This window comes from Acinetobacter sp. 1566109 (genome assembly GCF_000582255.1).
In the GTDB taxonomy this organism is placed as follows: Bacteria; Pseudomonadota; Gammaproteobacteria; order Pseudomonadales; family Moraxellaceae; genus Acinetobacter; species Acinetobacter nosocomialis.
Genome location: NZ_JEYB01000019.1, coordinates 19,616 through 38,879, shown reverse-complemented (window position 1 = coordinate 38,879; position 19,264 = coordinate 19,616). Strand labels below are relative to the sequence as shown.

19 protein-coding genes and 1 pseudogene are annotated in these 19,264 nt (G+C 39.3%); 11 read left to right on the top strand and 9 right to left on the bottom strand.

Annotation, left to right across the window (positions count from 1 at the left end; genetic code table 11):
* Positions 1 to 118 precede the first annotated feature (118 nt).
* The 4 genes from J582_RS14220 to truA are packed head-to-tail and all read left to right on the top strand — an operon-like array spanning position 119 to position 4,674.
* On the top strand, positions 119 to 1,480 hold the full coding sequence (locus tag J582_RS14220; RefSeq protein WP_032048129.1) for a FimV family protein: 1,362 nt from the start codon (positions 119 to 121) through the stop codon (positions 1,478 to 1,480).
* Between the two features lie 59 nt (positions 1,481 to 1,539).
* Positions 1,540 to 2,832, top strand: coding sequence for a hypothetical protein (locus J582_RS14215; protein WP_032048128.1), 1,293 nt, complete (start codon positions 1,540 to 1,542; stop codon positions 2,830 to 2,832).
* Between the two features lie 58 nt (positions 2,833 to 2,890).
* Positions 2,891 to 3,862: an asparaginase gene (locus J582_RS14210; RefSeq protein ID WP_022575806.1), complete on the top strand. Its 972-nt coding sequence runs from the start codon at positions 2,891 to 2,893 to the stop codon at positions 3,860 to 3,862.
* Between the two features lie 14 nt (positions 3,863 to 3,876).
* Positions 3,877 to 4,674 (top strand): tRNA pseudouridine(38-40) synthase TruA, encoded by a 798-nt coding sequence (gene truA / locus J582_RS14205; protein ID WP_016803637.1) that lies wholly within the window; start codon positions 3,877 to 3,879, stop codon positions 4,672 to 4,674.
* A 16-nt stretch (positions 4,675 to 4,690) separates the two neighbouring features.
* Here the strand turns inward: truA and J582_RS14200 are convergent, their stop codons facing one another.
* Complete coding sequence (locus tag J582_RS14200) at positions 4,691 to 5,701, bottom strand: AraC family transcriptional regulator (protein WP_004710706.1); 1,011 nt, start codon at positions 5,699 to 5,701, stop codon at positions 4,691 to 4,693.
* A gap of 264 nt (positions 5,702 to 5,965) precedes the next feature.
* On the opposite strand from J582_RS14200, the gene infA reads away from it, so the two are divergent.
* Positions 5,966 to 6,187: a translation initiation factor IF-1 gene (gene infA / locus J582_RS14195; RefSeq protein WP_001284370.1), complete on the top strand. Its 222-nt coding sequence runs from the start codon at positions 5,966 to 5,968 to the stop codon at positions 6,185 to 6,187.
* Between the two features lie 51 nt (positions 6,188 to 6,238).
* On the opposite strand, the gene J582_RS14190 is transcribed toward infA, so the two are convergent.
* Positions 6,239 to 6,613 carry a lysozyme inhibitor LprI family protein gene (locus tag J582_RS14190; protein WP_080593590.1) on the bottom strand — a complete coding sequence of 125 codons (375 nt, stop codon included), beginning with the start codon at positions 6,611 to 6,613 and terminating at the stop codon, positions 6,239 to 6,241.
* Between the two features lie 167 nt (positions 6,614 to 6,780).
* Between J582_RS14190 and J582_RS14185 the strand changes: the two genes are divergently transcribed.
* A complete protein-coding gene (locus tag J582_RS14185) occupies positions 6,781 to 7,188 on the top strand; it encodes a hypothetical protein (protein ID WP_032048127.1) in 408 nt (135 codons plus the stop codon).
* A gap of 53 nt (positions 7,189 to 7,241) precedes the next feature.
* Here J582_RS14185 and leuB read toward each other — a convergent pair whose 3' ends face one another.
* The 4 genes from leuB to leuC form a co-directional block, all read right to left on the bottom strand.
* Positions 7,242 to 8,321 (bottom strand): 3-isopropylmalate dehydrogenase, encoded by a 1,080-nt coding sequence (gene leuB / locus J582_RS14180; RefSeq protein ID WP_032048126.1) that lies wholly within the window; start codon positions 8,319 to 8,321, stop codon positions 7,242 to 7,244.
* 31 nt (positions 8,322 to 8,352) lie between these two features.
* On the bottom strand, positions 8,353 to 8,943 hold the full coding sequence (locus J582_RS14175; protein WP_004710709.1) for a hypothetical protein: 591 nt from the start codon (positions 8,941 to 8,943) through the stop codon (positions 8,353 to 8,355).
* A 112-nt stretch (positions 8,944 to 9,055) separates the two neighbouring features.
* Positions 9,056 to 9,703, bottom strand: coding sequence for a 3-isopropylmalate dehydratase small subunit (gene leuD, locus J582_RS14170; protein WP_004883413.1), 648 nt, complete (start codon positions 9,701 to 9,703; stop codon positions 9,056 to 9,058).
* 18 nt (positions 9,704 to 9,721) lie between these two features.
* On the bottom strand, positions 9,722 to 11,140 hold the full coding sequence (gene leuC, locus J582_RS14165; RefSeq protein WP_004883416.1) for a 3-isopropylmalate dehydratase large subunit: 1,419 nt from the start codon (positions 11,138 to 11,140) through the stop codon (positions 9,722 to 9,724).
* A 238-nt stretch (positions 11,141 to 11,378) separates the two neighbouring features.
* Between leuC and J582_RS14160 the strand changes: the two genes are divergently transcribed.
* Positions 11,379 to 11,633, top strand: a complete 255-nt coding sequence (locus J582_RS14160; RefSeq protein WP_171073048.1) for a DUF2061 domain-containing protein — start codon at positions 11,379 to 11,381, stop codon at positions 11,631 to 11,633.
* A 117-nt stretch (positions 11,634 to 11,750) separates the two neighbouring features.
* A complete protein-coding gene (locus J582_RS14155) occupies positions 11,751 to 12,611 on the top strand; it encodes a LysR family transcriptional regulator (protein WP_002053310.1) in 861 nt (286 codons plus the stop codon).
* 5 nt (positions 12,612 to 12,616) lie between these two features.
* Here the strand turns inward: J582_RS14155 and J582_RS25985 are convergent.
* Positions 12,617 to 12,852 (bottom strand): annotated as a pseudogene (locus tag J582_RS25985) (hypothetical protein).
* A 95-nt stretch (positions 12,853 to 12,947) separates the two neighbouring features.
* Here J582_RS25985 and J582_RS0104735 point away from each other — a divergent pair.
* A complete protein-coding gene (locus J582_RS0104735; RefSeq protein WP_032048124.1) occupies positions 12,948 to 13,544 on the top strand; it encodes a hypothetical protein in 597 nt (198 codons plus the stop codon).
* A gap of 4 nt (positions 13,545 to 13,548) precedes the next feature.
* Here J582_RS0104735 and J582_RS14150 read toward each other — a convergent pair whose 3' ends face one another.
* Positions 13,549 to 14,988 carry a DUF2252 domain-containing protein gene (locus J582_RS14150; protein ID WP_032048123.1) on the bottom strand — a complete coding sequence of 480 codons (1,440 nt, stop codon included), beginning with the start codon at positions 14,986 to 14,988 and terminating at the stop codon, positions 13,549 to 13,551.
* Between the two features lie 153 nt (positions 14,989 to 15,141).
* Positions 15,142 to 15,792: an HAD family hydrolase gene (locus tag J582_RS14145; RefSeq protein ID WP_032048122.1), complete on the bottom strand. Its 651-nt coding sequence runs from the start codon at positions 15,790 to 15,792 to the stop codon at positions 15,142 to 15,144.
* A gap of 183 nt (positions 15,793 to 15,975) precedes the next feature.
* Here J582_RS14145 and J582_RS14140 point away from each other — a divergent pair, with 183 nt between their 5' ends.
* Both J582_RS14140 and ptsP read left to right on the top strand, forming a co-directional pair.
* Positions 15,976 to 16,461 (top strand): RNA pyrophosphohydrolase, encoded by a 486-nt coding sequence (locus J582_RS14140; protein ID WP_019458019.1) that lies wholly within the window; start codon positions 15,976 to 15,978, stop codon positions 16,459 to 16,461.
* A gap of 84 nt (positions 16,462 to 16,545) precedes the next feature.
* Positions 16,546 to 18,840: a phosphoenolpyruvate--protein phosphotransferase gene (ptsP, locus tag J582_RS14135; protein WP_004710729.1), complete on the top strand. Its 2,295-nt coding sequence runs from the start codon at positions 16,546 to 16,548 to the stop codon at positions 18,838 to 18,840.
* The last annotated feature ends 424 nt before the right edge of the window (positions 18,841 to 19,264 follow it).

Below are 19,264 nucleotides of genomic sequence, written 5' to 3'. Positions count from 1 at the left end.
AGCCGATCACATTTGATCGGCTTTTCCGTAACTGGTTTGTGAAAAATTAACAATTTATTTACATTTCATTATTGTATAATTTTGAACGACTTTACGACTGATCAGGTCATGGATTGAGATGACTGCATATAACAAATTAAAAATTGCCATTTTCACCATTATGTCTTCGCCTTGTGTTTATGCGATTACATTAGATCCTATTCAAATTCAATCTGCACCTGGGGAATTACTTTATGCAGAAATGAATTTTCAGCAAGCGGATCCAAATACCCCATTACAAGTCAGTTTAGCCACTCAAGAAGATCTTAATAGTTTGGGAGTCACTCACCAACCTCCTGGTAATCTGAACTTTTATACACGCCAAAATGGCCAAGGTTCTGGCGTTATTGTGATTACCTCATCCCGCCCTATTATTGATCCCGAACTAAATATTGTCGTAAAAGTCAGTGAAGGTAATGCAACTCGTCTTCAACATATTAAAACCGTTTTAAAGCCATCGCCTATAAAAAAGGTTGCTGCTAATGAAAGTCCACTTTCACCGCAATTTATCGTAAATGAAAAAGACATCGCGTTAAACTTACCGGAAAGTACTCGATACACACCTGCTGAGACAGCAACAACCGTAGCAGAAACTCCAGCTAATGAACGTAATCTAAGTATTAGCACTGGAGCTGCTCCAACTTTAAATAGCTCTGCTCCTATGGCTTCTGTTACAGACCAATCTTCAGCTCAAGCACCACAGCAAACAATAGCAGCAATGAGTACAGAACCATCTGCTGTAGACAAACAACCAGTTGCTCCTCTCAAAACGAACAATGACAATCAAGCCACTACAGTCAAAAAAATAGCTCGATCTAAACCTGCTCAACAAAAAAATCTATTAAGTAAAAATACACAAACAAAGCAAAAAATAAGCACCTATAAAGGTCCAGCACCTACCGGTAAATATGTTGTACAACGTAATGAGTCTTTATGGTCTATTGCCAATCGTATTGCAGCACAAACTAAACAACCTGTGGCTAAAGTCATGCGAGATATCCAAGCTCAAAATCGACATGCTTTTATCCAAGGCGATGTAAACCGTTTACGTCAGGGAATTTCACTAAATTTAACAGCAGCAAATACAGCCAAAGCGCCTCATACAAAACCTAAATCAACTGAAGCTAACTTAGCAAAACCTACTTCTGGCCGAGCTAAATATCGTTTGCAACAAGCTGAAATGAGCATTGTGGCAGAGAACAGCCCAAATTCTAATCATGGAAGTGCAAAAAAGAGCACACAACAAGGTCAAAACAATACTGAGTTAGCAGTAAAAGTTATGACAACTCGAGAAAAAACCGTTACATTACAAAGGAATGTAACCAAACTAAATCAAACTTTAAGTTTAAAAGACCAACGTATTCAACTTCTGAATGCGCGTTTGGCAGAGTTACAGCAGCAATTAAAAGCACAGCAACAAACTCACAAGCAAAAACACTAAGTTAAAACCAGAGTTAGCTCGCTTTATATTGCAAAATTTTATTTTTTAAGGGGAAAGTAATGTTATATGTGATTCCGTTTATCATATTACTCGTGGTCGCCGTTGTTTTAAAAAAGCGCGAGAATGGCCAAAAACAAGAGACCACCTCCCCAAAAAGTATAAGTAAAAAATCGGGCAAAAAAGCAGGTGCCAAATCGAGTAAAAGCTCGCGTGAAAAAAGTAAAGCCAATGTAGTTGAAGAAATCACTCCTGCTCTTCCACAAAGTAGTCCTGTTCCTGAGGCTGTTCGTCAAAATATTCAACAGCTCATTCAAGAAAAACAGTTTTCAGCGGCTGAAGCTCAAGTCAATCAGGCACTAAAAAAAGACAATACCCAGCACGAATTGTATTTATTACTTCTTGAAGTTCATATTGCTCAAAAAGATGAATTCGCGATTCAACAACTTATTAGCCATATTCGCAGCTTGGCATTAAATGAAATCGCAATTAAAGCAGAAGCAAGACAAAAAGAATATGAGTCTTCAAGACAACCTGATGCTATTGATTTTCCTCAGGCTCAAACGTATGAAGAGCCAAAAAATACACCTGATACAACAGCTCAGTTTGACCAGTTAACAACAAGTTCTTCTGAAGCTTCTTTTGATGACTTGCAGAAAGACTATACACCTGTAAAACAAGAACCTGCTGTTGAAGTTGAACCTTTAGAGTTTAACTTTTCATTCGAAAAAACTGCGACCACAGAAAATAGCAGCCAACCTGTACAGGAACCAGAACAATCAACATCTCAGCAAATACCAGAAGTTTCGTCATCTCAAGAAACAAATGAACTAGCTGATTTAGAGTTTTCTTTTGACTTGGCACCTCTGCATGAAAATGAAGAAAAAACTCAAGCAGTAGAAGTAAAAGCAAATCAAGAAAATAGCGTCAATGCATTAGATTTTAACCTTGACTTAAATCCTTCAATTTCAGAAAAGAAATCTGATGAACAAGTTCCATCATTAGATGAACTTACACTCATAGAACAAGCACCATTAGAAGCGACTTCTATCGCACCTCTTGAGTTTTCGCTAGATGAACCTGCACTAGTTACAGCACCAGAAATTGAAACTCAAAACCATCTAGATGTAGTAACTAAAGAGGCTACTCAAACTCAAATAGAGGATCCACTACTAGAGGTATTTCCAGAATTAAAACAAGTAAATGAAAGTGAGCTCGACTTAAAACTGGCTGAGCAATATATCAAGTTTGGTGAGAACCAAGCAGCGCGCAATTTACTACAGGCTAATGAGCAAAAATTCAACACAGAACAACAACAACATGCGAAAAACCTACTTAATCGCATAGCTTCTTAGAACTGTTCGATTTACCATAAGCAGTCAGAGATGACTGCTTTTTTATGCCTGCAAAAATATGAAAAAAATAGCCTTATTTTACATGGGTGGTACTTTTGGCTGCGTCGGTGAGCCGTTAGCACCTATGCCTTATGACCAATTCTTACCTCAACTTGAGAAAGTGATACCTCCACACTTAACAGTTGACTGCTTTGCAGCACCCAATATTGTCGATAGCAGTGCATGTACGGCACCTGATTGGTTACGCCTAATTCAACGCATACAACAACTACAACTTGAAGGCTATCAGCATTTCGTTGTTATTCACGGTACAGACACACTCAGTTATGCGGCTGCGACCCTAGCTCGCTTTTTAGGCCAAAGCTGTCATATTGTGATTACTGGTAGCCAATACCCGTTACTCAATGTTCAAGGTGATAATACTCGTGAATTCACTGATGCAATTGAGAACTTATATCTTGCATTAGAACAAGTGATTAGCTTACCTGTAGGTGCTTATCTTGCATTCCATCATCAAGTATTCCATGCACAAACTGCATTAAAAACTCATACAACTGAACTCGATGCATTTTCAGGTTTAAGTAGTGAAGTTGAATTTACGCCTCAACAAAATGAATTGATCGTACAAGATGCTCAAATTGAACGAGCTGCTTCATTTCAGATTTTAAACTGGATGATGCAACCGATTTCAACACAGCACTTGGTACAACAGTTACGTCACTTACTTCCTGCTCCACCGCACTTTTTAGTGTTACAAGGCTTTGGTACAGGCAATATCGCAGTTAACCCTGAACTATTGGCAACCTTAGATGAACTCTATGCTCATGGATGTGTACCAATCTTGGCAACACAAGTGACATTTGGTGGCATTGACCAACGTTATGCAATTAGTGCGTGGGCCAAAACTGCAAAAATTGTCATTAATGATGCACATAGTCATGCAGATCTTTATGCAAAAGCACTTCAAATCTATTTAAAATACCCAACCCCAGAACAATGGCTCAGCCATTGGAATGAAAATTTGCATTAAATAGAGGTAAAGCTATGCAACGTTATGCGGTCGGTATTGAGTTTAGCGGAGTTCAATATCGAGGATGGCAAACACAACAGCCAGGCGTTGCCAGCGTTCAGGAAACTATTGAGCGTGTACTCAGCAAAATCGCAGATGAACCTATTGCACTTCACGGTGCGGGCCGAACAGATGCGGGAGTACATGCAACGAATATGGTGGCACACTTCGATACGAACGCCATTCGTCCAGAAATGGGATGGTTGAGAGGAGCAAATAGCCAGTTAGCTAAAGATATTTCCATTCAGTGGATAAAATTGATGGATGAAAATTTTCATGCACGCTTTAAAGCAACGGCTCGACGTTACCGCTATGTTATTTATAACGCTCCTTGTCGACCAGCCCTCTTACATAAACAGGTCACGCACATTTACCAACAGCTAGATGTGCAAAAGATGATTAAAGCTGCTAGTAAATTTGAAGGTACACATAACTTTGAAACCTTTCGCGCAGCAGCATGCCAGTCCAATAAACCTGTTCGACATGTAACGCATTGTCGTCTATTTGAACATGGCCGCTATTTAGTGTTAGATATTCAAGCAGATGGTTTTTTACACCATATGGTGCGTAATATTGTTGGATGCTTACTCGAAATTGGTCAAGGTATGTATGAAATAGACCATATCGATACAATGTTTGCAGCACAAGATCGTAAAGCGGCAGGAGTCACTGCTCCACCTGACGGTCTCTACTTTATTCAATGTTACTATCCCGAGCAGTTTGACTTACCACAACCACCACTTGGGCCACATTGGTTAAACCTACCTGAGTAGGCTTAACCCATTTTTATTAGCGGTGCTGTTTACGCTTACGGTACTCAACTGGTGTTTCATTGGTCCAACGTTTAAACGCACGATAGAACGTACTTGGTTCGGAGAAACCCGTTAAATACACAATACGCTCCACACTCTCACTGGTATTTGCCAAAAGTTTTTTAGCTAAACGACAACGGTAGTCAGAAAGTATTTGTTGGAAACTGGTATTCGCTTCACTCAACTGAGTGCGTAAACGACGTGGCGTAATATTTAATTGTGCTGCTACAGTTTCTAGCGTGGTTTCTCCACTTTCTAGTGTTGAACCAATCGCTCGACGAACCTCACCGACCAAATCATAACGTGCCAATTCTTGTAGCTTTTCAATTGCGAGCTGTTCATGGAGTTGCAATAGTTCAGGTTCCGCCTGCCAAAGCTGGAAGTCTAAAATAGCAGGGTCAAAATATAGCCTTGTTTCTTTTTGCCCTAAACTTACCGGACAGCCATAAACTCGGAAATATTCATCTTCCGAAGCACCTTCACTAAAGTTAAAATCGATGAAGATAGGATGAAACTGACCTTCGGTAATAAATTTGAAGAATCGAAGCACACCAGAAATCGCACATTCTGAAAAATGACGATTCACAAGGTTATCAGCCCCCACTTGCTCACCATTGGTTAAATAGCAACGCCCATCTTCGACAACCAGCTTTGCATCAAATGCATCACTAATTAGACGTTGATACGCTAAAGCTCTTTTAAGGCCTTCACCAAAGGTTTCACTACTAATAAATAAATGTTCAATCACCTGACCACGGTACAAAGGCAAATGCTCACCTAAATGCAAACCGATGTCTGGATCTTTACTGACTTCCTGAGCTGCAGTCCAAAAGGCATACTGTGCACTTAACGGAGTACGTGCATTTGTATCGACCTGATTTAAAGCGACTCCCGCTTTAGTTAATATTTCTTCTGTTGGCAATCCTGCACGACGAATTGCTTGATAGCCAAAACGTAATACAACTGATGCATCTGTTAGCTGACCCACGCAGTGCCCTTCCATGTAGATACTTCATTGATACTTAGGAGCTGTTGACTCTTTATGCATGAACAGTCCCTAATAACTATGATTTTAGATTAGCGTTGATTGACCAAACTGACAACAGAATTAGAGTTGTTTTGTGAAAAAAATTACATCTTTTTTTACTAGTCATAGTTTAACCAGATGCTTTAACAAGAAGATGTCTATCTTGTTTTTTTTAAATAAATTGACTATAATTTGCGCCTTTCCAATTTGATCATCAGGTAGGCTATGGCCAATAAAGAGGAACTCATTGAGTTCGAAGGCGTTGTCACCGAAACGCTTCCTAATACGATGTTCCGTGTACGTCTTGAAAACGGTCACGAAGTTATTGCACACATTTCTGGTAAAATGCGTAAACACTATATCCGTATTCTTACTGGCGACAGTGTAAAAGTCGAAATGACTCCATATGACTTAACTAAAGGTCGTATTACGTACCGTGCTCGCTAATTAGTGAATGCAAAAAAGCCACTTCATGATGTGGCTTTTTTATTGCTTTATTTATTCACTTAATCGACTAGACTTACATCCAACTGTTTGGCATTCACGCAATCTTTCTTGTAGCCAATGGTTTCTTTCCTGCGTTGTCTGTAAACGACACTGCACGTCTACACTATTTCTATTTGAATCTGTACATTCAGCATCACGTTGACGTATCCACGCAAGCTGAGACTTCTTAAGCGTATTTCTTTGCGCCGCATTCAATTTTGCTCTTAATGCCTGATAATTTTTATTTAGATCCGCATCAGCACTCGCATAGATTTTATTTGTACAGTAAATATCATCATAGGTATTACGAGTAGTGTCGCAATTATCGGCATATGCCGCTGTTACTCCAAAGCTGCATAAAAGTGCTAAAAGTATTTTTTTCATCATGTTTTCCTTAAGTTTTTTGCAAAATAATTATAAAGCCTTTCAGATATGAGTATGAATTGCTAGATAAACTCATCCTCCATTTATCATAAACTTCCTTTTTTTCTTTACAAGCTAGGCAATCCAACCTACCGTTATCTAACAATAAATATAATTTGATAGAGAGAAAAATGAATATATCGAACCTATGCCGAATAACCTTGCTCTCAGTGATGTCTATTTATTTGAACGGTTGCGCAACTCAACCACGCCAATCTGTCGACTTACAAGAATATTTAAAAGGCTTTCTGGGCAAATCATCGACCACCATTCAACAAGAACTAAACTTACGCGGTCTTGGCTTTCAAATTGCGCATGTTCCACAAAAAACATCAAATCAACTCATCTACACGATTTTACGGCCATTAAGTATTCCCATTCCTATGGTGAGTAATGTAGAGATGGGTGGTAATCCAGTTCCTATTCAATCGGGGACAATAGGGAGCAACTCTTACGATGTTAATTTTAATTGCAAAGTTATTTTTCAGCTTAAAAATGACATTGCTGAATCTATTCAATACGAAGGTAAAGCTTGCTAAACACAACCATAAAAAAACGCAGCTTGAAGCTGCGTTTTTTAGCAAAGTAGCGATTAAGCAAGAGCAGCAACGACTGCTTCACCCATCTCGGCTGTACCTACTTTAGTCATGCCTTCAGACATAATATCGGCTGTACGGAAACCTTGATCAAGTACTTGCCCTACCGCATCTTCAATTGCTTTAGCAGCAGCTTCTTCACGGAAGGTATAACGAAGCATCATTGCAACAGAAAGAATGGTTGCTAAAGGGTTTGCCACATTTTGACCCGCAATATCAGGCGCCGAACCATGACAAGGTTCATACATGCCTTTGCCATTTTCATCTAAAGAAGCTGACGGCAACATACCAATTGAGCCTGTAAGCATTGCTGCTTCGTCAGACAAGATATCGCCAAACAAGTTACCTGTAACGATTACGTCAAACTGTTTAGGTGCACGTACAAGTTGCATAGCAGCATTATCCACATACATATGTGAAAGCTGAATATTTGGATAGTTCGCTTGCTGTAAGTCAGTAACCGTTTGCTTCCAAAGCTCTGTCACTTCTAAAACGTTTGCTTTATCTACAGAACACACTTTACCGCCACGTAATCCTGCAAGTTCAAAAGCAACTTTTGCAATACGCTTAATTTCGCTCTCAGAATAAACGTCAGTGTTATAGCCCTGTTTTTCACCATTTTCGAGTTCACGAATACCTCGTGGCTGACCAAAGTAGATACCACCAGTTAATTCACGAACAATTAAAATATCTAAACCAGCAACAATCTCAGGCTTTAAGCTAGAAGCATCGGCTAATTGTGGGTATAAAATCGCTGGGCGCAAGTTAGCAAACAAGTTAAGTTCACTACGAATTTTTAAAAGACCGCGTTCAGGGCGAATAGAGCGTTCAATAGTGTCCCATTTTGGTCCACCAACGGCGCCTAATAAAATGGCATCAGCTTTTTTGGCTTGCTCACTTGTTACAGCTGGATATGGTTCTCCATAAGCATCAATCGCAGCTCCACCTAACAAGCCATGTTCCCAAGTCAAAGACAAATTAAATTTTTCATTTACTTTATTTAATACTTTTTCTGCTGCCCCAACAATTTCAGGACCAATCCCATCGCCAGCCAAAATTAAAATCTGTTTAGACATGAAGTTTTCCATTTTCAAAGACAAGACAGTGTTATGACTGCCGTGGTGTTAGTTTTTTCTGTTCGAGAAATTCACCGAGTCCTGTGGTTACATCAAATGGTCGACAAAAACGGCGAATTACACGCCCATCCTGCTCTAAGTCAACACATAATGGATCTGGTACAGAAACATTCAGCAAACTACCCGAACGATTAGATTTGTCTCGGTACATTTTAAACATATAGCGATGGTTGGCTTTGAATTGGTGAATAACATGGATGGTTTCTGCCCGATCTGGAGAAATCGGATAGTAACGAATCACCACTTCATATTGTTTGGCAGGCACAGATAAATACAAACTATTGCTTTGACTTAACACCGAACCATTTAATCTCACAATTCCTTGATGAATTGCCTGATTACTAATACGACGTGTCTGTGCATCAACAACAGTAATATCATTTAGCCGTTCAAATTCGCAACTTTTTGCGCCCGAACAATATATTGCTGCATTCTGTCCCAAATTTTCTTGTTCAGCCTGCTTAATACGAACAGTATCCACTACATTGTAAGTGCTCTGACAAGCACTTAGTGTTATTGCGCACAGGCCCAACAAAAAGCTATGAGTAACGTTCCTCTTCATTGTTCAAGCCCAATCCTCATCTAGTGCATAATTTTAAGCTGTTGTTATGCTTTAGCATGTTAGCAAGAGTTTGAACACGACGCCATGACTATGTTTAAAATGTACCAAAAGGTTAATTTATCTCTTGGAATACCCAAGGACGAACCTGTTTGGTTTTTTCTTCATAAGCGCGAATTGCGTCCGCATTTTGAAGAGTTAAGCCAATATCATCCAAGCCATTTAACAAGCAATGCTTACGAAATGGATCCACTTCGAATTTAAATGCTTCACCTGTTGGTGTACGAACTTCTTGCGCAGCCAAATCAATTGTTAATTGATATCCTTCATTCGCAGCACATTCTTTGAATAACTGATCAACAATATTCTCAGATAAAATAACTGGTAACATGCCGTTTTTAAAACAGTTATTAAAGAAAATATCAGCAAAGCTTGGCGCAATAACGGTACGGAAACCATATTCGTTTAATGCCCAAGGTGCATGCTCACGACTTGAACCACAACCAAAGTTCGTACGAGCAATTAAAACTGTTGCCCCTTGATAACGTGGTTGATTCAAAACAAAGTCCGGATTTTTTGGACGTACCGAGTTATCTTGACCTGGGTAACCTTCATCCAAATAACGAAGTTCATCAAATAAGTTGTCGCCAAACCCAGTGCGTTTAATCGATTTTAAAAACTGTTTTGGAATAATTAAATCTGTATCAACATTGGCACGATCTAATGGTGCAACGATACCTTGTTCAACTGTATAAGCTTTCATGGTTTGCTCCAGACCGAATTAAAATGAACGAACGTCAACAAAATGACCTGCAATCGCAGCCGCTGCTGCCATTGCCGGACTTACCAAGTGAGTACGGCCACCATTCCCTTGACGACCTTCAAAGTTACGGTTTGATGTCGATGCACAGTGTTCGCCGGGTTGTAACTTGTCTGCATTCATGGCTAAACACATTGAACAACCCGGTTCACGCCACTCGAAACCAGCTTCTAAGAAAATTTTATCCAAACCTTCTTTTTCTGCCTGCTGTTTCACTAAACCAGAACCCGGAACAATCATCGCTTGCTTAATGCTAGAAGCCACTTTACGGCCTTTAACCACCTCAGCAGCAGCACGGATATCTTCAATACGTGAGTTAGTGCAAGAACCAATAAATACACGGTCAAGTTGAATCTCAGCCAATGCCTGACCTGCGTTTAACCCCATATATTGATACGCACGTGTCCAGTCACTACGTTGTACATCATCTTTCGCTTGTTCTAAAGTAGGTACAGCTTTAGATACTGGAATTACCATCTCAGGTGAAGTACCCCAAGATACCTGTGGTTCAATCTCTGCGCCATTTAACTCAACAACTGCATCAAAAACAGCATCATCGTCTGAATGTAAAGTGTTCCAATAAGTAACCGCTTGTTCCCACTGCTCGCCTTTTGGTGCGTAGCTACGGCCTTTTACATATTCAATGGTTTTGTCATCAACTGCAACCATACCAACACGTGCACCCGCTTCAATCGCCATGTTACATACCGTCATACGTCCTTCAATCGACATATCTCGGAAAACTTGACCACCGAACTCAATTGCGTAACCCGTACCGCCTGCGGTACCGATTTTACCGATAATCGCCAACACCACATCTTTTGGTGTTACGCCCTTACCTAAAACGCCATCAACACGAACCAACATATTTTTTGATTTTTTCTGAATCAAACATTGTGTCGCTAAAACGTGTTCAACTTCAGATGTCCCGATACCATGTGCCAAACAACCAAAGGCACCGTGAGTTGCTGTATGCGAGTCACCGCATACCACCGTCATACCCGGTAAAGTTAAGCCTTGTTCAGGACCAACAACATGTACAATACCTTGGCGAATATCATTAATACCAAATTCAACGATATTAAATGCTTTACAGTTATCATCTAAGGTTTGAACCTGAATACGCGATGTATCATCTTCAATACCTGCAATGCCCTGATCACGCTCTTTTTTAGATGTTGGAACGTTGTGGTCTGGTGTAGCTACGTTTGCGCTTAAACGCCACGGTTGACGACCCGCAAGTTGCAAACCTTCAAATGCTTGTGGACTTGTTACTTCATGCAATAAATGACGGTCGATATAAAGTAAGCACGAACCATCATCACGCTCTGTAACTACGTGGTCATCCCACAATTTGTCATATAAAGTTTTGCCTGCCATGTCGTCTTGCTCCATTGGACTGGGTAATTCTAATCTTTCTTCGATTATAGCCAGAGTTTCACATAAATCTAATTTATCATTTTTATAAATTAGAAAACTTTTAGGAATCATTCCCGTGTTTATTTATATTGTTCAAAAATATTTAAATCGGTTTTGTTAATGATTATCATTTGCATAATCCATTTTTAATCTTATACTCTCATCTCTATACTAAAAATATCAAATATAGGTAGAGAGAATGATGATGGCTAATATTCAAAAATTCGTTTTAAAAAACCAACGTACATTAAAGAAAACCTTAAGTTACTACATTATGCATATTACGGTAGCAATGCTAGTCGCGTACTTTGTAACAGGTAACATTTGGATGGCTTTAACCTTAAGTATGTTAGAACCAACCGTACAAGCATTTGCTTTTTTCTTTCATGAAAAAGTATGGGCAGCAAAAGACCGTCGTATTTCAGCTTTAAACGAAAAAGAGACAACTGCTTAGGTTAAGATTAATACGCCAAATCACAAGTTTATAGAACGTTTGGCTGCAAGCATGATACGATTTTGGCTTGGCGACTTTAGCCTCTCTCGATTTTTCTATCCCAAGTAGAGTTGTATTATGAATCTTGCAGCCTTTGAAGCTTTTGTAAAAGTTATGGAAACAGGGTCTATCTCTGTGGCTGCAGATCAACTCTTTATTACCCAACCTGCTGTTACCAAACGTATTCATAGCCTAGAAGAATACTTTGGCGTAAAACTATTTGAGTCGGCAGGACGTGGGGTTCAAGCCACTCATGCTGCGCATTCATTATTACCAAAAGTCAAAAGCTGGTTAAATGAACTTAAAGATATTCACCACACGCTAAGTCATGAACAAACACAAATACAAGGCCGTTTAAAAATTGGCACGAGTCATCACATCGGTTTGCACCACTTACCTGCTCCACTTAAACACTTTGTTCAGCAGTTTCCACAAGTCACTTTAGACGTACATTTTGTTGACTCAGAACAAGCCCATGAACAGGTCCTTGCTGGTGATTTAGAGCTTGCATTTTTAACACTTCCACCTTCAGGTGATGAACGTCTTAACTACATTACCATCTGGAATGATCCTTTAGTTTTTGTAGCTGCGCCATTTCATCCGTTGGCACAGCAAAAGAATCTCACTTTGCAAGATTTAATCGAATATCCAAGTTTGCTGCCTGCCGCACAGACTTATACAGCCCAAATCACCTTGGCCGAGTTTGAAAAACAGGGGCTTAAACCGAAAATTACTATGAGTAATAACCCTCTAGAGTCAATTCGTATGTTGGTCTCTATTGGTTTAGGTTGGTCAGTTTTACCAAAAACTTTATTGAATCAAGATATGCAGCAGCTCGATTTAAATGTCGAGATGAACCGTCAGCTAGGTATGGTATGGCACCCTGCACGTACGCAATCTAGAGCCATGCAAGAGTTGATTAAAATGATGCAAGAATAACGGTATTAATGGCTATATTTTTTAACAAGGATATAAATCAAAGCCGCGAAAGGTAGTAGTAAAAATAGAACGCCCCAACTGAAACATATGGCAGCGAAAATAATTCCGCCAAGTGCACTCATAAACAGTAAAGCAATGATATAAATAAGTAACTCACCAAAAATAGCGGTAATGAGCTGATCTATAAATTCTTGAAAGAAACCATGCTACCTTTACTTTTAGTGCGCTTATTTTTAGTCATGCTATTTTAATTAATAAAGTTATATATTGATTAGAAATAATACTGTAAATATATACCCTTTACTCTACTATCCTTATACTTTTCGCTTAAGATTCATGATCGTGAAGAATCCATATTCAAATATAATTAAAGTCGGTTTATATATATTTATAACTTTAGCTATCTTAGTTCTAGTTACATTTATTTGGTTTAAACCGATACGTGTTATTTTCGCCCATCACCTTTCATTGTTACATTGTGATGGTCAAGTCTGTGTAGATGATCCAAAGACACAACCTCTTGCGAACACACTTTATAATCAGGCATTACAAGAAACCCAAGATAAAGTAGGTGCTTTTCATCAACAACCCACTATGGTTTTTTGCTCAACTCCACAATGTGCAAATACCTTTGGTATGGAAAAAGCAGCCGCTAAAGCGGTTGGTAATTTGGGGTTATTGGTTGCACCGCGAGGCTGGAAAGATTTCTATATCACTCATGAGCTTATTCATCATCGACAAGCAGAAGAATGGGGAAATATAGCAATGCTAACTAAACCTAAATGGCTGGTAGAAGGCATGGCTTATAGCTTAAGTGATGACCCACGACCTACTTTATCGGTTCCTTTTCAACAATGGCGAGCTCAATTCAAGCTTTGGCATCAACAAAATCCTGATTCAAATATTTGGCCTGCCACAGAGAAAGTTAAATAATTTATTAAAGCGCATCATCTCCGGCGAGCTGAATCTTACTATCAGCAATTTCATTCATAAATTGCTGATGGTCGTTTAGATTACGCTCTGCATATTCTTCTGCATAGGTTTGTAATACGTCTACAATCGTATCGCCCTCTCCAAGATATCCTATAAGTACATCTGCATTTCCCGATTTTGCATGGGCATGCGCTAAAGCCAAGCCACAATCTTCAGCATACTTATAGAAATACTCTTCATCCATATCCTTAAGATTAAAAGAGATTTTCATATCACGTAACTGACGTACATGAAAATGTTGAGTTGATATTGAGGAAAACCCAAGAAATATATCACTTGCGGCCTGCATCAGTTGCTGGCCATGTATTACACGTTCACCTTCGTGATTTACTTGTTCTACAAATAACGGACTAAGAATTGATGGATTCGCTTCTTTCATTTGTAAAATTAATGGTTCCCGATCTGCATCCTGAAATAATGCTATGGCTGATCGTGTACCAACACTTCCAATACCAACCACTTTAAAAGCCACATCTGTACATTGATAACGATCAAAAAGGACTTGGCGATCATATTTCAAAGAGTCACGGTATTGTTTAAAGAATACGTCAACATCTTTACTAAATGGTTCATCTGCATTTGGGTGCCATAATAACGGCGCATCATCTACAAAATGACGCAAGCCTGTATCTTGGTCTTGCTGTGTAAGCTTCGGCAATACAGAGTACACCGTTTTTTTCTGCGCAGAATCAAGATCCTTTTCGCTTTTCTTTCTTAGTTTTCGGCATTCAGTATTTTCTAATAAGGTAACGGCATCAATTTTTTCATACCAAACTTGTAGGGGCGAAAGTTTTGCATTTTCTAATAAGTGCTGACGATAACTATTCAGCATTATTTTAACTGCCTTTAAACCCACTTTATCTGCAAGATTAATATCGCGTGCTGCAATCACAAAACTGGTTGCTAAACGCTTTACATCCCACTCAAACGGGGCAACTAAAGTTTCATCAAAATCATTAATTCCGAATAACAGGTTACGTTCTGGACTTGCAAAACCACCAAAGTTACTTAAATGACAATCACCACAAATCTGTTGAAATAAACCTGAATTTAGTGGCTCCCACACTTGGTCAAATAGCATCAAAGAAGGCATGCCACGATAAAATGTAAATGGTGAAACGCTCATCCGTTTTGCACGAATCGGTTTGAGTTTTTCTAAACGTCCTTGGTTACTCCAATCATAGATCGTTAAAGCAGTTGTTCCTTCTGGCCTTTCGGAAAGTTTTGAAAGTTGTTCAAGCGGTACTTTTTTCCGTTGAGTCTTACCTAATTTAAAACCCTCACTTTTACTCAGTAATTTTCCTTGATAACTATGACGTGTTAAATCAATGCTTTGATTATTCCAAAGTTGTTCTGGTAATTTAATCTGTGGTGTTTTTGACATTATTACCTCCTTTTTTAAATTTATTTTTATTGAACTTATCAATATTTATTTTTGGATTAGGATTTTCATAGGATATAAAAAGAATGATTTAAACCTAATGAATGAAGAGTTGGAAAACCTTAAATACCGTATGGGTCTTCCAACTCTACAATCTTAAATCGACCAGTCCTGAATTTCCCAATTGTGCTCTTGAGCTAACTTTTCAAGGCGATCATCAGGATTTACCGCAATCGCATGTGTTGCATATTCAAGTAAAAAGCGGTCATTGATTGAATCTGAATATGCCCAAGACTCAGAGACGCTACGTCCTGCTAACCAGTCGTCAAGACGTGCAAGTTTACCTTTTTGATAACATGCCAAGCCCGCAACTTTACCAGTATATTTGCCGTCAGCCACTTCGGCATTGGTCGCTAAAATTTCAGTAATACCAAATTCACGGAAAATTGGCGCGGTAATAAAATCACTTGTTGCCGTAATACCCACAATGGTATGACCTAAGTCTTGATGTTTCTTAATCGCATCGAAACCTTTAGGGCGCATTTGTGGACGAATCACTTTTTGCATGAACAATTGGTGAAGCTCTGTTAAGTAGCTATTGTCATGCTTTGTTAAGAAACCGAAAACGAATTCATTATAAGCATATGGGTCAAGTTGGCCTGCTTTGTAATCTTCATAAAATTTATCATTCATCTGACGATGATGAACCGGATCAACCAAACCTTCGTTGACTAAAAATTCACCCCACGAGTGGTCTGAATCGGTATTTAACAAGGTATGGTCTAAATCAAACAACGCCAGTTTCATGAAAATTCTCGTTTAAACTGAAATTTAAGAAAAAAAATGTAAATCTATCTCCGCTAGTCGATAGAAATTCGTTAAGATCGTAGCAATTTAAACATTTTACTTTGATCTTTTCGAGCTGGACATAAAAAAGTGTTTGTCCCCGCGATTAAAGTCAACGATATAGATAAATATTTAGGTAGCCAAATGATCGACTCAGAAGGTTTCCGACCCAATGTCGGGATCATTTTGGCAAACGATGATGGACAGGTTTTATGGGCAAAGCGCATTGGTCACAATGCTTGGCAATTTCCACAAGGAGGCATCCAGTTTGGAGAAACACCTGAACAGGCACTTTTTCGAGAACTGAGAGAAGAAATCGGCTTATTGCCCGAACATGTCCAGATTATTGCGCAAACCAAGGGATGGCTGCGTTATCGTTTGCCACATCGGTACATTCGGTCAGACTCTGACCCCGTATGTATTGGACAGAAACAAAAATGGTTTTTACTGAAGTTAACTGCGCCTGCAAAAAATATTCAGTTAAACCTCTCTGACCCACCCGAATTCGATGAATGGCAGTGGGTTAGCTATTGGTATCCTCTTGGTCAAGTGGTGAACTTCAAGCGTGATGTTTACCGGAAAGCCATGGTGGAGTTGTGTACACAGTTGCCGTTGCAACAATTACCCTAAAAATCATTTATCTAGCAAATGATTTTTATTAAAAGTGCTGTTATAAATACATTCATAGTCTAAAAAATACTGGAGTATACATCCATGTCAAACATGCAACTCGACACTCTAAGACGCATTGTCCAAGAGATTAATGCGTCCGTGAGTTTGCATGAATCGTTAGACATTATGGTCAATCAGGTTGCTGAGGCCATGAAAGTGGATGTTTGCTCTATTTATTTACTCGATGAACGCAACCAGCGCTATGTCTTGATGGCCTCAAAAGGTTTAAATCCAGAATCTGTTGGCCATGTCTCATTGCAGTTAGGTGAAGGCTTGGTCGGTTTGGTTGGGCAACGTGAAGAAATTGTTAACCTTGACAATGCACCAAAGCATGAGCGCTTCTTGTATTTACCTGAAACGGGTGAAGAAATTTATAACTCATTCCTCGGCGTACCTGTCATGTACCGTCGTAAGGTTATGGGTGTTTTAGTCGTCCAAAATAGACTTCCTCAAGATTTTAGCGAAGCAGCCGAGTCCTTTTTAGTTACGCTATGTGCACAGCTTTCCGGGGTAATTGCACATGCTCACGCGGTTGGTAACATCGATGTATTTCGTAAACCAAGCAATGGACCTGCCTATAAAACCTTCCAAGGCGCTTCAGGTGCAGGCGGTGTTGCTTTAGGCCGCGCTATCATTTTATATCCACCTGCCGATTTGGGTGCTGTCCCTGACCGTGAAGCAGAAGATATTAGCCATGAACTTCGCCTTTTAGATCAAGCGATCTCATCAGTTCGTTCAGAAATTCGTTCTTTAGACGAAAAAATGCATGATTCACTCATGGCAGAAGAACGCGCTTTATTTAGTGTTTTCTTAAGAATGCTAGATGAAAATGCATTACCCGCAGAAATTAAAGATCTGATTCGTGATGGTCATTGGGCACAAGGTGCTGTACGTCGTGTAATTGAAAAGCACACTGCCCTATTTGCGCAAATGGAAGATGACTATCTTCGCGAACGCGTTTCCGATCTTAAAGATTTAGGCCGACGTATTTTAGCGTGTTTACAAGAAGAAGATTCTAGCCACCGTGAACTCAGTCCAGACAGTATTTTAATTGGTGAAGAAATTAGTACTGCTGCGCTCGTCGAGTTACCGGTCGATAATATCGCTGCTATTGTAACCTCAGAAGGTGCAGCTAATTCACATATGGTGATTGTGGCACGCGCATTAGGTATTCCAACTGTAGTTGGTGTAACCGAACTGCCTGTAAATACGCTTGATGACGCGGAAATGATTGTGGATGCCTATCAGGGTCGTGTTTTTGTGAACCCTCCACGTCGTTTACGCCAACGCTATAAAGAAATTCAAAAAGAAGACGAGCAAATCGCAAAAGATCTCAAACAATACGAGACCAAAGAAGCGATTACTCCTGATGGGGTTTCTGTTCAGCTTTTTGTAAACACGGGTCTCATGATTGATGTTGTTCGCGGCGTACAACGCGGCGCGCAAGGTGTAGGTCTATACCGAAGTGAAATTCCATTCATGTTACGGGAACGTTTCCCGGGTGAAGAAGAACAACGTGCAATCTACCGCCAACAGTTGAGTCACTTTGCCAATAAACCAGTGGTAATGCGAACCCTCGATATTGGTGCCGATAAAGATTTACCGTACTTCAGTATCGAAGAAGAAAACTCGGCATTAGGATGGCGCGGTATTCGTTTTACACTCGATCATCCAGAGATTTTCTCAGCACAAATCCGGGCAATGCTCAAAGCCAGTATTGGTTTAAATAACTTGCATATTCTATTGCCAATGGTGACAACAGTAAGTGAAGTCGAAGAAGTACTTTATTTACTTGAGCGAGACTGGATAGCCGTGCAAGAAGAAGAGCAAGTTAAAATTACTAAACCAAAAATCGGGATTATGGTAGAGGTACCAAGTGTACTGCTACAAATTGATGAGTTTGCTGAACTTGTCGATTTCTTCTCGGTTGGTTCAAATGACTTAACTCAATACTTACTTGCGGTAGACCGTAATAATCCGCATGTGGCTAGCGTATATTCACACTTCCATCCATCTATTTTGCGTGCGTTGACTCGACTGGTGAAGGAATGTCACAAATACCAAAAACCGGTAAGTATTTGTGGTGAGATGGCGGGTGACCCATTATCAGCAATCTTACTAATGGCAATGGGCTTTAATACCCTTTCTATGAGTTCAAGCAATATCTTGCGTGTGCGTAAAGCAATATGCCATGTACCAATGACAGATGCGCAAAAGTTACTTGATGATGTCATGAAAATGAATAACCCGCTTATTGTAAAAAGCTGGCTTGAGTATTACTTTAAAACGCATGGTTTGGCGGATATGGTTAAATCTAATCGCCTTGTCACCGTATAAATACTTAAAAAAGGAGAGTTTTAACTCTCCTTTTTAATTGAACTAGTTTTAGTTTTTTCTTTTTTCAAATCCTCATTTACCGTACTCAACAATTTTGCTTAACCCTTAAAATCGATTTTACCTATTAATATAGACAATTTAATCCATTTGAAAAATAAACAATCAAATTTTAGTATATTTAAAGAACGAAATTGAAAGATATTGCGATGTTTCAATGATTAAGGAGCTCATGCCATGCATCATTATTTGCAAAAGTCGAACCATTTTCCCTCTTGTTTTTTAGCCTTCATGCAGTAAATTGAAGGAATAATAAACAAAGGAAACTCATGTATTGTTGAATAAAAATGATGAGCTGACATAACAGTGAAAAATTTTTTAAACGGTTTATCTCACCACTTGTTTCCTCATTTCTTTATTCGATAAG